Genomic DNA, 13,073 nt, shown 5'->3' on the forward strand with positions numbered 1-13,073 from the left:
GCTTCAGTCCTGCAACAGGCTGGCCAGGCGCTCGCGGGAAGTTTCCGGCTCACCTTCGACAGGCTGCGCAGAAGACAGGATGGGAGTGGAATAGAGCAACAGCAGCACCACAGCCAGACGCATTACCATGCTATCGATCCTTGCTCGGGAAAGAGTCAATAATTCAGCGTCAAATTTAAACATATGGCTATGTGATACTACCAAGCAAAATTTGCCACGCATGCGGATTGCGTCGCAAACGCACCACCCATTTGCGTCATCACTGGCGGCACATGCCTTGGGGGCCTGTTTGCCGGCAAGTGGAACACCGCCCAACAAGCCCCCTAAGGGAGAAGGCCCCGAGCGGAAGGTCGTCGACCCCGGCTCTGGCTCTGACGAACGGAGCCGCTACAGGGAAACGCCCTCCTCACCGTCCACTTGGCCATCCACCAAGGCCTGGATCTCTGCGAAGACATCTGACCCCAGGCTCGCCGGGACGCCCCAATAATCAAAGATCCCGCCCTCCTCTCGATGCTGGCCACAGGTCACAAAAACACCGGTCCCAAACCTCTGCTTCAGGCGCATTGCCAACCAGCCAACGAACCCGCTGTTGTCGGCGCCGTCGGGAAAATGGAACCGGAAGACCGCGAACAGCTCTTGCTCGACGTCCGCACAGGGGACTAGCTGACTCCATACCTTGTCATCTCTTACGAGCGCCAGTGCATCAGGGCGTGCGGCACCAGGAAACGACGACAAAGGAAACTCCAGAAACGCGTAAGTGCCGGGGAAGAACCGGACACGCGCCTCGGTCATTACGTGCAACAGTCTGCGCTGCGTATCCTCTGCCGTTTCGTGGGAAATGTTCACCATTGCATACCCTCCATTGCGTAAAGCGCTCTGCGCTTCTTTTTATTGACCCACGAAATGCTAAGCATGAAGATCTTGAAGATAAATGTTCAATATCAAATAACATTGACAACCAAAGGTTGTAGATATGGATAAGCTGAAAAGCATGGCGGCGTTCGTTGCAGCAGCGGAGGCAGACTCCTTCTCCGCAGCGGCCGCGGTGTTAGGCGTGACGCCACAGCTGATAGCCAAGCAGGTCGGCAATCTGGAATCTCAGCTAGGAATCAAGCTGATCACCCGAACCACCCGCCGCCAAAGCTTGACCGCCGTGGGCAGGGAATATTACTCGCGCTGCAAGGCTATCCTCAGTGACGTTGAAGACGCCGATGAACTGGCGCAGTCAGCAAACTCGACTCCCCGCGGCAAAATCAGAATCAGCGCGCCCTACAATTATGGTTCCCACAGACTCATCCCGTTCCTGACCCAATACCTGACGCGTTACCCGGAAACGGAAATCGAGCTGGAGTTGACGGACAGGTTCGTGAACATCGTGGAAGAGGGATACGAAGTCGTGTTCCGGCTGGGCAAACCCCAGCTGGCCGACAGCGCGACCTTGGTTCAACGCGGCTTGAGACCTTTCAGGATGTTTGCTTGCGCATCCCCCGCTTATCTGTCGCGCAAAGGGACCCCGCTCCATCCCGAACAACTCGTGGACCATGATTGCCTGGGCTATCTCTTCTCCGATCGAATGACGGACAAACTCTGGCGATTCACCAAAAACAGGCAGACGTTCACCATCCCCATCACGAGTCGACTGAAGGTCAATAACACCCAGGCCAAGGTGAACGCCGCACTGTCGGATTTCGGCATCACGCTCTGCGTCGAGGATGTCCTGATGCCCTACGTGCAACGGGGTGAACTGGTCGTACTCTTCGAGGAGTTCGAAGGGCCCACGTATCCCGTCAATCTGATCTACCCCTTCGACCGTCGCCCCTGCGCCAAGCTCAGGCACTTCATAGACGAAGTCGTCGAAGCCTTGGGTGCACCGCAGGCCTGATAGAGCAAGGGCCGCTTGCGGCCGGTCGTGCTGGCCGTCCGTGGTTGACCGAGGTCAGCATTGACGTAGAATCGCCCGCCCCAAAAACAGCGTGCATAGCGAGAAGGAGCTTCGATGCAACGGGTGATGATTATTGGTCAACCTGGGTCAGGCAAAAGCACCTTGGCGCGAGAGCTGGGTCGGCGCACGGGCTTGCCGGTCGTGCACATCGACACCATCCACTGGCAGCCAGGGTGGATCGAACGCAGCCCGGACGAAAAGACGCGGCTTTGTCTGGATGTAGAGGCTCAAGATCGCTGGATTTTCGAAGGTGGCCATTCGGTCACCTGGCACAACCGGGTGGCCCGTGCAGATCTTTTGATATGGATTGATCGTTCGGCGACGCTTCGATTCTTGCGCGTACTGCGCAGAACGCTGCTGCAACGCGGTCAGTCTCGGCCCGACCTACCAGAAAACTGCCCCGAACTGCTGGCGAACCTGCCGGCGTTTTTTAGATTCATGTGGCAGACGAAAAAATCGGCGCGAGAAAAAATGCAGCAACTTGTGGCAACAGCGCCATCGGCTTGCCGCGTGGTTTGTCTGCGGTCCAATCGGGATATCGGCATTTTTCTCGCCCGTACTGGACGTTCGACTGTCCAGGCTCCGCAAGATTGATCGACGGCTGACCAACACCGGACCAACCTTTCCCCTTGCGCCCTCCCCTATGACCTGGAGCAGACCCTGTCACTCATAAGGTCGGCCAACCAGTCAGGCTTGGGCGCAAAGGCTATGAGGAACTCAGTGGCTACGGGGCACGCTGGACCTGCCAGCCGGCTCGCCCGCATAGGCGTGAAGCGACCCGATCAGCCGTGGCTCTTGTGGTCCAGGGCGGCGTAGAAGTGGGCGCTTTGTTGCAGGTACTTCTGGGTGTAGGTGTTGGTGCCGGATTTCTTCTGGCTGATTTCCACGTTGGCGCTGGCTGGCAGGGCCACGCTGGCGGAAATGGCGGAGGCGGCGATCACGGAGAAGAGATTGAAGTTCATCGGTTTAACCCTCGGATTCAGTTGGCTGACTGGCCCTGGTGGGCCGTGGAGCAAACTTACTCCCGAGGGTTGGCGGGAAAAAATGCTTTGCAGCAGTAGCGATTATCAGCGTCATTGATAGAAGCAGTCAGGCCCCGGAACACGGGGCCTGCGGCTTATTGACGCACCAGGAACTTGATGTCGCTGGGGGCTTCGAAAGGCAGTTTCTGCACGGTCTTGCCGAGGAAACCGGTCTTGGCGTCACGTTCGATCACCACGATTTCGTTGCTCTTCTGGTTGCCGATCAGCACGTAGCGGTTGCTCGGATCGAGGCTGAACTCACGTGGGTGATCGCCTTCCACGGAGCGGCGCTGGATCTCCTTGAGCTGGCCATTGCTCTGATCGATGGCGAACACCAGCAACTGGTTGGCGGTGCCACGGTTGCTGACATAGAGGTACTGACCGTCCTTGGAAGCGTGCAAGGCCGCCGCGGACTTTTTCTCCTTGTTGCCACTGGCCGCCAGGTCGACCAGCTGACGCTGGGTCAGCTTGCCGTCCTGATAGTCGAAGACCGCCACCTGGGCGCTCATCTCCAGGGTCAGGTAGGCACGCTTGCCATCGGCACTGAACAGCAGATGGCGCGGGCCGCTGCCCGGGGGCAGCTGGACAAAGGCCGGTTCGGCGGGCGTCAGCGGATGTTCCGGGTTGGCCTTGGGGTCATAGCGGTAGACGAAGATCCTGTCCGCGCCCAGGTCGTTGGCGAACACAAACCGGCCATCCGGGGATGACACCGAGGAATGCACGTGGGCCGACTGCTGGCGTTCGGGGTCGACCCGGCTGGCCGGATGGCTGGTGAGTTGCACCACCGGCGACAGATGACCGTCGGCACTGACCGGCACCACCGCCAGGCTGCCGCCCGGGTCCACGTCCACCGAGTAGTTGCTGACGAACAGGTAGTTGCCGTCAGCGCTCAGGCTGGAGTGCGTAGGCTCGTTGCCCTGGCTCTGCACCTGGTTGATCAGGCTCAGTTGATGGGTCTTGGGCGCCAGGCTGTAGCTGCTGACACGGCCGATGGGGTCGGTCTGTCCCGGGCTGTTTTCATTCACCGCGAAGACGAATTTCAGGTCCTTGGACAGGGTCAGCCAGGACGGGTTGGAGCTCTTCACCACTTGCAGCGGCTTGGCATCGATCTGCCCGGTGCGCTCGTTGAAATGCAGGCGATACAGGCCCTGGCTCTGGCCCTGGGTGTAGGAGCCCACGAGCAACTCCTGGCTGTCCGCGGGAGCCGCCTGGACCGCCATGGCGCCAACACTGCCGGCCATCAGCAGCGGCCAGAAATTACGCATCTTCATGTTCACCCTCCTCTTCGTCGCGGGCACTGAACGCACTCATGCACACCAGGCGGTGCTCGCCGGCATCGTCGGCCAGGGTCCAGCTCTGCAGTTCCTGGTCGAAGGTCGCGGCCTGCACCTGGGCCAGGGTGAAGCTCCAGCGCTTGGCGGCGCGACCATCCATGCACTCGATCAGCAGGCGCTGCTCGTCGAGGGTGAAGTCGAAGGCGTGCAGGCCGTCGATTTCCAGCATGTCGCAGGCTTCAAGGGCGGTGAGCAAGGTGTCGGTAGCAGCGGTCATAGCGATCAATCATCAATTGGAAAGGCGCAATCATAGCTGATCGGCGCCCTGGGATCGGGCCCGTATTGCGCGCAATCATCGCTTGCCGTCGGTGCGGCAAGCGGGCGCTGGCGCAAGGACTTGAAAATGCTGTGCGGCGCCAGCCTGTCGATGCCCTGGAGCGGGCATGAAAAAGCCGCACCCGAGGGCGCGGCTTGGTGTTCAAAACGCCTGGATCAGTGAGCGAACAGTGAGTTGCCCTTCTGCCCGGCGAGCTTTTCCGGCTTGATCAGGAACCGCGCCAGGGCCGGCAGCAGCCACAGGGCACCGAACATGTTCCACAGCAGCATGAAGGTCAGCATCAGGCCCATGTCGGCCTGGAACTTGATGGCCGAGAAGATCCAGGTGCACACGCCTATGGCCAGGCACAGACCGGTGAACAGCACCGCCTTGCCGGTGGAGCGCAGGGTCTGGTAGTAGGCCTCCTGCAACGGCAGGCCGGCGCGCAGGAAGCTTTCCAGGCGACTGTAGATATAGATGCCGTAGTCGACACCGATGCCCACCCCCAGCGCCACCACCGGCAAGGTCGCCACCTTGACCCCGATGCCCATGAAGGCCATCAGCGCATTGCCCAGCACCGAGGTCAGCACCAGCGGCAAGACGATGCACAGGGTCGCCGCCCAGGAGCGGAAAGTGATCATGCACATGCCGGCCACGCAGATGTACACCAGGATCAGGATGGTCAGCTCGGACTCCTTGATCACCTCGTTGGTGGCCGCCTCGATCCCGGCGTTGCCGGCGGCGAGGATGAACTCCAGGCCGTCCCTGTTGTGCTGCGCGGCGAACTCCTGCACGGCATGCACCGCGCGATCCAGGGTCGCGGCCTTGTGGTCGTTGAGGAACACCAGCACCGGCGCCAGGGAACAGTTGTTGTTGTACAGGCCGTCGGCCCGGGCAATGGAGTTGTTCAGCACGTCAGGGTTGCGCGACAGGGTTTCCCATTTCAGGTTGCCCTCGTTCATGCCCTTGATCATCTGCTTGGACACGGTCACCAGGGAGATCGCCGACTGCACGCCCTCGGTGTTCTGCATCTTCCACATCAGCTCGTCGATCGGCGCCATGGCCTCATAGCGCGAACAGCCTTCGGCCGCGGTCTTGACCATCACCACCAACACGTCGGAACTGGTGGAGTAGTTGCTGATGATGAAGTTGTTGTCCTTGTTGTAGCGCGAGTCGGGACGCAGCTCCGGAGCGCCTTGGTCGAGGTCGCCGATCTTCAGGTTCTGGCTGTACCAGAGGCCGCCGCCAAAGGCCACCAGGGCCAGGGCCACGGAGATCGGCGCAACCTTGGGGCTGGCGAAGTTCGACAGCAGGCGCCAGAACGGATGCTCGCGAGAAGCGTCCTTCTTGCTGCGCTCGATGGCGCGCTTGCTGATGCCGACGTAGGAAATCGCCACTGGCAGCAGGATCAGGTTGGTGAACACGATCACCGCCACACCGATGGAGGCACCGATGGCCAGCTCGCGGATCACCCCGATGTCGATGATCAGCAGGGTGATGAAGCCCACGGCATCGGCGAGGATCGCGATCATCCCCGGCAGGAACAGTTGGCGGAAGGTCCGCCGAGCCGCGGTCAGGGCGTTGTCGGCATCACTGGACTGCAGGGCGATGCCGTTGATCTTCTGCACCCCGTGGGAAATGCCGATGGCGAAGATCAGGAACGGCACCAGCATCGAGTAAGGGTCCAGACCGAAGCCGAAGGCGTGCATCAGCCCCAGTTGCCAGACCACCGCCACCAGGGTGGTGATCAACACCGCGATGGTGCTGCGGATGCACCAGGTGAACCAGTACAGCAGCACCAGGGTGATGATGAAGGCCACGCCGAAGAACATCACCACCATGATCAGGCCATCGATCAGGTCGCCGACCTTCTTGGCGAAGCCGACAATGTGGATCTTCACATTGGGGTTCTGCGCCTCGAACTTGTCGCGGATCTTTTCTTCCAGCTGGTGGGAGAACTTCTGATAGTCCAGGGCCAGCAGCTTGCCCTGGTCCTGTGGGTCCGGGTAGGACTCCAGCAACGGGATGTCGACGATGCTGGATTTGAAATCGTTGGCCACCAAACGCCCGACCTGGCCGGACTTGAGGACGTTGTTGCGCAATTTGTCGAGGCTCTCGGCCGAGCCGTTGTAGCTCTGGGGGATCACCTCGCCGCCGGCAAAGCCCTCTTCGGTCACCTCGGTCCAGCGCACGCTGGGGCTCCACAGCGACTTGAGCCCGGAGCGGTCGACGCCGGAGATGTAGAACACCTCGTCGTTGATCTGCCTCAGCGTCTCCATGTAGTCCTTGGTGAAGATGTCGCCGTCGCGGGCTTCCACCGAGATGCGCACGGTGTTGCCCAGGTTGGCCAGGTCGTTGCGGTGCTCCATCATCCGTTCGATGAACGGGTGCTTGAGCGGGATCATCTTTTCGAAACTGGTGGACGGGCGGATCAGGGTCGCCTGCCAGAACAGGAAAGCGCTGACCAAGAGGCAGATAAAGATCACTGCCGGGCGGTTGTTGAAAATCAGGCGTTCGAGAAAGTTCGCCTTGTCCTGGTGATGACTGCTCATGGAATTCCCCACCTTCTTATTATGTGCCCGGCCTACTTGCCGAGTTCAGCGCCGCTTGCCGCAGAAACCCGCACCCCGCCCTGCCCGGCCAGGATCAGGTTGCCATTGCCCGCGGCGGTCACCGCCGACAACGAGAGGCGGTCCTGGCGGTTGAACACGCTGAACGTCTGGCCGTGATCGGTGCTGCGGATCACGCTGCCGCCGTTGCCGACGATCACCAGCGAGCCGTCGTCCAGCAAGGTGGCGCCCGAGAGACCGAACTCCAGGGCGCCACGGGCCGCCTTCAGCTCCACCTGCTCCCAGGTGCCGCCGAAATCCGTGGAGCGATAGAGATTGCCGCGCAGGCCATAGACCAGCAGCGTCGCCGGCTGGCCGGTGCCGATCACGCCGAACAGCGAGCCTTCATAGGGGCCTTCGAGGCGTTCCCAGGTCTGCCCGCCATCGGCCGAGCGGAACATGCTGCCCTGCTCGCCGACGATGAACAGGCCGGCGTCCTTGACCTCGGCGATGGCGTTGAGGTGGTACTGATCTTCGTTGTCCAGGCGATCGCTGGCGTCCTCCCAGTGCTGGCCGCCGTCGGTGGTTTCCAGCAAGGCGCCGTAGGCCCCCACGGCAAAGCCGTTGCGGGTGTCCTTGAACCAGACATCGAGCAACGGCGCTTCACGCTTGAGGTCCTGGAACTGCTGGGTCCAGGTGACACCGCCGTCGGTGCTGGCCAGGACCTGGGCATCGTGGCCCACCGCCCAACCATGCTGGTCGTCGACGAAGTACACCGCCGTCAGCAACTGCCGGGTTGGCACCTTGGCCTGGACCCAGGACGCCCCCTGATCGTCGGAATAGAGAATGTGCCCGCGATCCCCCACGGCCACCAGGCGCTTGCCGGCGTGGACCACATCGAGCATCAGGCTTTTCGCCGCTTTGGGCGATTCGATGGAAAAGACCGTATCCGCTGCGGAGGCAGCGGCCAGGACCGGTGTCGACAGCGTCACGACACCCAACAGCGAGAGCGCTGTAGCCAGCAGTGCGAACGTGCGCAGCGCCGGCGGGCGGCCAACAACCACGCCCATGACAGGCTCACTCATAGACCATTCCCCCATTTATTATTGTCAGGTCACTTGACCTCTCAGGGCGCCTTCCGGGGTTTGCCTGGCCTGGATCGACCCTGACGATCGTCCTGAAACCTGCAATCTAGAGCCCCTTTGGCTGCGAGCTATCCTATCGGGCTTTGGAAAGGTCTGACAATCAACGCCACGTTATCTTTTGTTAATCAACGCGCCTGGTCAGGCCCCTGAATACTCGGGCATTCGCTGGGCTGATCGATGCCGCTGGGGGCCACGGATCGAGGCCACGGACCGCGACGAAGCTTTCGCTGCTGCGACTGACGGTTTGGCCCGGGCCTGCCGTCACTCGACCAAAGACTGATCCAGCACATGCATCCCCCGCCCCCGCCGTTGACTATGATGAGCGGCATGGGGCGCCAGCCGGACGAGCTTGAGGAGTGCAGCATGATTGCCATACGCGAGGCGTGGAAAGCCGGGCTGCTGGGCCGCGCCCACTGGGCCCGCAACCTGGTGTCCGGGGTGATTGTCGGCGTGGTGGCCCTGCCCCTGGCCATGGCCTTCGCCATCGCCTCCGGGGTCAAGCCCGAACAGGGGATCTACACCGCCATCGTCGGCGGCCTGCTGGTGTCGCTGTTCGGTGGCAGCCGCTTGCAGATCGCCGGTCCCACCGGGGCCTTTATCGTGATTCTCGCCGGGGTCACCGCCCAGTACGGGGTCGACGGCCTGCAACTGGCGACCATGATGGCCGGCATCATCCTGTTCCTGCTGGGCATCAGCCGCCTCGGCGCCCTGATCAAATTCATCCCCGACCCGGTGATTCTCGGTTTCACCGCCGGCATCGGGGTGATCATCTGGGTCAGCCAGTGGAAGGACTTCTTCGGCTTGCCCGCGGCCCAGGGCGAGCATTTTCACCAAAAGCTCTGGCACCTGTTGCAGTCCCTGCCCGGGCTGCACCCGGCCACCACCCTGCTGGCCCTGCTCAGCCTCGGGCTGTTGCTGTGGGTACCGAAGATCCCCGGGCTCAAGCGCCTGCCCGCGCCGCTGGTGGCCATGACCCTGGCCACCGCCCTGCAGTCGCTGTTCCAGTTCGACGGCGTGGCCACCATCGGCAGCGCCTTTGGCGGCATTCCCCAGGGCTTGCCGAGCCTGCAACTGCCACAGATCAGCCTGCCGCGGGTGCTGGACCTGATTGGCCCGGCTTTCGCCATCGCCATGCTCGGGGCCATCGAATCGCTGCTGTCGGCGGTGGTGGCCGACGGCATGGCCGGCACCCGGCACGATTCCAACCAGGAACTGATCGGCCAGGGCATTGCCAACCTGGCCACGCCGTTGTTTGGCGGTTTTGCTGCCACCGGTGCCATCGCCCGCACCGCCACCAACATCCGCAACGGTGCGACCAGCCCCCTGGCCGGTATCGTCCATGCCGGGGTGCTGACGCTGATCATCCTGTTTCTCGCCCCGCTGGCGGCCAATATCCCGCTGTGCGCCCTGGCCGCCATCCTGTTCGTGGTGGCCTACAACATGAGCGAACTGCACCACTTCAAGCGCATGCTGCAACGCGCGCCGCGAGCGGACGTGGCGATCCTGCTGTGCACCTTTGTGCTCACGGTGTTCAGCGACCTGGTGATCGCGGTGAATATCGGGGTGATCCTGGCGATGCTGCATTTCCTGCGGCGCATGGCCTCCTCGGTGGAGGTGCAGCAGGTCGTGGGAGAGGATCTGGAGAACGAATTGCGCGGCAAAGGACGCGGGCAGCTGCCTGCCGGGGTGCTGATCTATACCATCGAAGGCCCCCTGTTCTTTGGCGCTGCCGAAACCTTTGAACGGGCCCTGGCCCAGACCCACAGCGATCCCAGGCTGCTGATCATCCGCCTCAAGCATGTGCCGTTCATGGATATCACCGGGCTGCAGACCCTGGAGGAAGTGATAGGTCAGTTGCACAAGCGCGGGATCGTGGTGAAACTGTGCGAAGCCAACCTGAAGGTGCATGCCAAGCTTGAGCGAGTGGGCATCCTGCACGCCATTGGCGCGCAGAACTATCACCGCGACTTGAGCAGCGCACTGCCCCCCCTGTAGCCGCTGCCGCAGGCTGCGAACGGTCTGGACGGCTCTGCGTCGCAGGGACGCATCGATCTCAAGACCGACAGAGGTGTGACAGCGATCGCCAAGCAAGGTCCTGCGGACCTTTGCGCAGCTTCGCAGGCTCAGCAGCGGCTACAGGTGTAGCCGCTGCCGCCGTCAGGCGAGGCTTTTGCTGACCACTTCGAACACGTCGCTGGACAGCTCGCCGGAGGCGCGGATGCGCTCCAGTTCGCCTTTCATCAGCGCCTGGCGGGCGCTGTCGTACTTGCGCCAGCGGGTCAGCGGCGCCAGTTGCCGCGAGGCGATCTGCGGGTTGAAGCCGTTGAGCTGGATCACCAGATCCGCGAGGAAGCGATAGCCGGAACCGTCGGCCGCGTGGAAGTTGATCAGGTTCTGCCCGGCAAAGGCACCCACCAACGCCCGCACCTTGTTCGGGTTCTTGAGATTGAACGCCGGGTGCTGCATCAGCGCCTTGACCCGCTCCAGGCCGCCCGGCAACGGGCTGCCGGCCTGCACGCTGAACCACTGGTCCATGACCAGGGCGTTGTCCTTGAAGTGCTCGGCAAACACCGCCAGGGCCTTGGCCTTCTCGGCCTCGAATGGCGAGTTGACCAGCACCGCCAGGGCGGTCAGGCGCTCGGTCATGTTGTCGGCGCTGTCGAACTGTTCGATGGCCGCCGCCAGCACTTCGGGCTTGTGGGTGAGCATCAGGTACGACAGGGCAATGTTCTGCAGCGCGCGACGGGCGAAATGCTCGGACTCGGCCACGTAGGCCGTGGCCTTGGACACTGCCCGGTTGGCCTGATAACGCTTCCACAGCGCATCGAACAGGCTGTCAGCCAGTTGCTGGCGAGCAAACTCGCGCGCCGCATGGATCGCCTCGACATCCGCCACTTCGCTGATTTCGGTGAGGTAGGCCTCGCCCGGCAGGGACAGCATTTCCGCGACCATGGCCTGGTCCAGGCTGTCATCCGCCAGCACGGTGCCCAGGGCGGTCACCAGACGCTCGTCCATCACCAGCGCCTGGCCCTGCTGATGCTGGGCAATCAGTTCTTGCAGCACTTGCACGGCCAACTGCTGGCCGGCGTCCCAACGGTTGAAACCGTCGCTGTCGTGCTGCATGAGGAACATCAACTGGTCGCGGTTGTAGGGGAAGCTCAGCTTCACTGGCGCCGAGAAGCCACGCAGCAACGAAGGCAGCGGCTGTTCGGTGATGTCGACGAAGGTGAAGGTCTGCTCGGCCTCGGTCACCGAAATCACCCGGGACGTGCCCTGGGCCGCGCTTTCGCCGGACAGGCGCAAGGCCATGCCCGCCCCTTTGGAATCCAGCAGGCCCAGCTCCACCGGGATCACGAACGGCAGTTTTTCTACCTTGTCCGGGGTCTGCGGGCAGCTCTGGCGGAAGGTCAGGCTGTAGGTTTTCGCCGCCGCGTCGTAGGCCTCGCTGACCGCCAGCCGTGGCGTACCGGCCTGGCTGTACCAGCGCTTGAACTGGCTCAGGTCGACGCCGTTGGCGTCTTCCATGGCCTTGACGAAGTCGTCGCAGGTCACCGCCTGGCCATCATGACGCTCGAAGTACAGGTCGCTGCCCTTACGGAAGCCTTCGGCGCCGAGCAAGGTGTGGATCATGCCCACCACTTCCGAACCCTTTTCGTACACAGTCAGGGTGTAGAAGTTGGAAATCTCGATAAAGCTTTCCGGGCGCACGGCATGGGCCATGGGGCCGGCGTCTTCGGCGAACTGGTGAGTACGCAGGTAGGCCACGTCCTGGATGCGCTTGACGGTGCGCGAGTTCATGTCGGCGGAGAAACCGGCATCGCGGAACACGGTGAAGCCTTCCTTGAGCGACAACTGGAACCAGTCGCGGCAGGTCACGCGGTTGCCCGACCAGTTGTGGAAGTATTCGTGGGCAACGATCGCCTCGACCCGCTGGTGCGCGGCATCGGTGGCGGTTTCGGCGCGGGCCAGCACGGCGCTGGAGTTGAAGATGTTCAGGCCCTTGTTTTCCATGGCACCCATGTTGAAGTCGTTGACCGCAACGATCATGAAGATGTCCAGGTCGTATTCGCGACCGTAGGTTTCTTCGTCCCAGCGCATGGACTTCTTCAGGCTGTTCATCGCGTGCTGGCACTTGTCGATGTTTTCCGGCTCGACATAGATGCGCAGCGCCACGTCGCGCCCGCTCTGGGTGCGGAAGCTGTCTTCCACGCACCACAGGTCGCCGGCCACCAGGGCGAACAGGTAGGCCGGCTTCATGAACGGGTCTTCCCAGGTCGCCCAGTGCCGGCCGTCTTCACCAGGACCGCTGGCGATCGGGTTGCCGTTGGAGAGCAATACCGGGTAGCGGTGCTGCTCGGCCACCACGGTGGTGGTGAACTTGCTCATCACATCCGGACGATCGAGGTAATAGGTGATCTTGCGAAAGCCCTCGGCCTCGCACTGGGTGCAGAACATGCCGCTGGACTTGTACAGGCCTTCCAGGGCGGTGTTGCTTTCCGGGTGGATCTTCACGCTGGTGTCCAGGGTGAAGCTGGCGCTGGTCGGGTGCAGGGTCAGGTGGCTGTCATCGAGCTGGTAGTCGCTGGCGCTCAGCAACTGGTCGGACAGGCTCACCGACAGCAGCTCCAGCTGCTGGCCGTCCAGCACCAGCGGTGGCAGGCCAGCGCCGCGTGCGGGGTTGCGACGCATCACCAGCTGCGCATGGACCAGGCTGTGGTCCTCGAACAACTCGAAGGTCAGGTGGGTCTCGTCGATCAGGTACTCGGGGGCCTGATAGTCCTTCAGGTAGATCATCTTCGGTTGTTCGGTGCGCATGGCGAATTCC

The 13,073-nt window shown here is 62.3% G+C and carries 11 protein-coding genes; 3 read left to right on the forward strand and 8 right to left on the reverse strand.

The features are described 5' to 3' along the window. Positions 1 to 3: 3 nt before the first annotated feature. Both ACMGG8_RS20560 and ACMGG8_RS20565 read right to left on the reverse strand, forming a co-directional pair. Positions 4 to 129 (reverse strand): hypothetical protein, encoded by a 126-nt coding sequence (locus ACMGG8_RS20560; RefSeq protein ID WP_258230278.1) that lies wholly within the window; start codon positions 127 to 129, stop codon positions 4 to 6. Between the two features lie 258 nt (positions 130 to 387). Beyond that, the gene (locus tag ACMGG8_RS20565; protein ID WP_414158298.1) at positions 388 to 849 is read right to left on the reverse strand and encodes a DUF6196 family protein; all 462 of its coding nucleotides are present in this window, start codon (positions 847 to 849) and stop codon (positions 388 to 390) included. 124 nt (positions 850 to 973) lie between these two features. Between ACMGG8_RS20565 and ACMGG8_RS20570 the strand changes: the two genes are divergently transcribed. Continuing rightward, positions 974 to 1,882 (forward strand): LysR family transcriptional regulator, encoded by a 909-nt coding sequence (locus tag ACMGG8_RS20570; protein ID WP_060843455.1) that lies wholly within the window; start codon positions 974 to 976, stop codon positions 1,880 to 1,882. A 114-nt stretch (positions 1,883 to 1,996) separates the two neighbouring features. Next, positions 1,997 to 2,536, forward strand: a complete 540-nt coding sequence (locus ACMGG8_RS20575; protein WP_414158299.1) for an AAA family ATPase — start codon at positions 1,997 to 1,999, stop codon at positions 2,534 to 2,536. Between the two features lie 188 nt (positions 2,537 to 2,724). Here the strand turns inward: ACMGG8_RS20575 and ACMGG8_RS20580 are convergent, their stop codons facing one another. From ACMGG8_RS20580 to ACMGG8_RS20600, 5 genes are all read right to left on the reverse strand, one after another. After that, positions 2,725 to 2,904 carry a hypothetical protein gene (locus tag ACMGG8_RS20580; protein WP_060839079.1) on the reverse strand — a complete coding sequence of 60 codons (180 nt, stop codon included), beginning with the start codon at positions 2,902 to 2,904 and terminating at the stop codon, positions 2,725 to 2,727. Between the two features lie 155 nt (positions 2,905 to 3,059). Then, a complete protein-coding gene (locus ACMGG8_RS20585; RefSeq protein ID WP_060839078.1) occupies positions 3,060 to 4,235 on the reverse strand; it encodes a lactonase family protein in 1,176 nt (391 codons plus the stop codon). Beyond that, a complete protein-coding gene (locus ACMGG8_RS20590; RefSeq protein WP_060839077.1) occupies positions 4,222 to 4,515 on the reverse strand; it encodes a DUF5629 family protein in 294 nt (97 codons plus the stop codon). Before ACMGG8_RS20590 ends, ACMGG8_RS20585 begins: the two co-directional genes overlap by 14 nt. Before the next feature lie 215 nt (positions 4,516 to 4,730). Then, positions 4,731 to 7,106: an efflux RND transporter permease subunit gene (locus ACMGG8_RS20595; RefSeq protein WP_060839076.1), complete on the reverse strand. Its 2,376-nt coding sequence runs from the start codon at positions 7,104 to 7,106 to the stop codon at positions 4,731 to 4,733. Between the two features lie 32 nt (positions 7,107 to 7,138). Beyond that, positions 7,139 to 8,188, reverse strand: coding sequence for a WD40/YVTN/BNR-like repeat-containing protein (locus ACMGG8_RS20600; RefSeq protein WP_108543439.1), 1,050 nt, complete (start codon positions 8,186 to 8,188; stop codon positions 7,139 to 7,141). 423 nt (positions 8,189 to 8,611) lie between these two features. Between ACMGG8_RS20600 and ACMGG8_RS20605 the strand changes: the two genes are divergently transcribed. Next, positions 8,612 to 10,243, forward strand: coding sequence for a SulP family inorganic anion transporter (locus ACMGG8_RS20605; RefSeq protein ID WP_414158300.1), 1,632 nt, complete (start codon positions 8,612 to 8,614; stop codon positions 10,241 to 10,243). Between the two features lie 162 nt (positions 10,244 to 10,405). Here ACMGG8_RS20605 and pepN read toward each other — a convergent pair whose 3' ends face one another. After that, the gene (gene pepN / locus ACMGG8_RS20610; protein WP_414158301.1) at positions 10,406 to 13,063 is read right to left on the reverse strand and encodes an aminopeptidase N; all 2,658 of its coding nucleotides are present in this window, start codon (positions 13,061 to 13,063) and stop codon (positions 10,406 to 10,408) included. Between the last annotated feature and the right edge of the window lie 10 nt (positions 13,064 to 13,073).

Origin of the sequence: Pseudomonas sp. BNK-45 (genome assembly GCF_047456255.1) — a bacterium.
Taxonomy (GTDB): Bacteria; Pseudomonadota; Gammaproteobacteria; order Pseudomonadales; family Pseudomonadaceae; genus Aquipseudomonas.

Coding starts and splice junctions, on each gene's coding strand:
- ACMGG8_RS20605 (WP_414158300.1), top strand. CDS start 8,612: ATGATTGCCATACGCGAGGCGTGGAAAGCCGGGCTGCTGGGCCGCGCC.
- ACMGG8_RS20575 (WP_414158299.1), top strand. CDS start 1,997: ATGCAACGGGTGATGATTATTGGTCAACCTGGGTCAGGCAAAAGCACC.
- ACMGG8_RS20595 (WP_060839076.1), bottom strand. CDS start 7,106: ATGAGCAGTCATCACCAGGACAAGGCGAACTTTCTCGAACGCCTGATT.
- ACMGG8_RS20590 (WP_060839077.1), bottom strand. CDS start 4,515: ATGACCGCTGCTACCGACACCTTGCTCACCGCCCTTGAAGCCTGCGAC.
- pepN (WP_414158301.1), bottom strand. CDS start 13,063: ATGCGCACCGAACAACCGAAGATGATCTACCTGAAGGACTATCAGGCC.
- ACMGG8_RS20570 (WP_060843455.1), top strand. CDS start 974: ATGGATAAGCTGAAAAGCATGGCGGCGTTCGTTGCAGCAGCGGAGGCA.
- ACMGG8_RS20565 (WP_414158298.1), bottom strand. CDS start 849: ATGGTGAACATTTCCCACGAAACGGCAGAGGATACGCAGCGCAGACTG.
- ACMGG8_RS20580 (WP_060839079.1), bottom strand. CDS start 2,904: ATGAACTTCAATCTCTTCTCCGTGATCGCCGCCTCCGCCATTTCCGCC.
- ACMGG8_RS20585 (WP_060839078.1), bottom strand. CDS start 4,235: ATGAAGATGCGTAATTTCTGGCCGCTGCTGATGGCCGGCAGTGTTGGC.
- ACMGG8_RS20560 (WP_258230278.1), bottom strand. CDS start 129: ATGGTAATGCGTCTGGCTGTGGTGCTGCTGTTGCTCTATTCCACTCCC.
- ACMGG8_RS20600 (WP_108543439.1), bottom strand. CDS start 8,188: ATGAGTGAGCCTGTCATGGGCGTGGTTGTTGGCCGCCCGCCGGCGCTG.